Below are 507 nucleotides of genomic sequence, written 5' to 3'. Positions count from 1 at the left end.
CGATGGGGCTGCACCACAGGGTGCAGCCCCAACACAGTCTCCACCCGCTCGTCACCAGGAAGACCACCATGTCCCACGCCAATTCCGCCCGCACTCCGCGTCACCGCCTCAAGGTTGCCCAGCAGGTTGTTTACCACGGATGGCCGAACAGCGAGGTCGCTGCCCGGTTCCAGGTCTCCTGGCCCACCCTGAAGCGCTGGGCTGACCGCTACCGGGCCGGTCAGTCCATGCAGGACCGCAGCTCACGGCCTCACCGCACCACGAACAAGACCAGCCCCACGACTGCGAAGCGCTGTATCCAGCTCCGGCTGCGTCTGCGGGAAGGTCCGGTACAGTTGGCATACCGGATTGGCGTTGCTCCGTCGACAGTCCACCGGAGCTTGGTCGTCGTCCACTTGAACCGCCTGTCGCACGTCGACCGTGCCACTGGAGAGCCTGTTCGTCGCAACGAGCACGACCACCCCGGGGCGATGCTGGACGTCGACGTGAAGAAGCTCGGCAACATCC

General features: G+C 65.5%; 1 protein-coding gene. It reads left to right on the top strand.

Features of this window, described 5'->3' with window-relative positions; all coding sequences use genetic code 11:
* Positions 1-68: 68 nt before the first annotated feature.
* The coding region (locus tag ACWCOM_RS18485) for a helix-turn-helix domain-containing protein (RefSeq protein ID WP_454550202.1) at positions 69-507 on the top strand (439 nt) is incomplete at its 3' end.

It is taken from the genome of Kocuria sp. KH4, assembly GCF_053711175.1.
The sequence above is the reverse complement of the archived record's forward strand: the minus strand, read 5'-3'. Positions and strand labels throughout refer to the sequence as shown.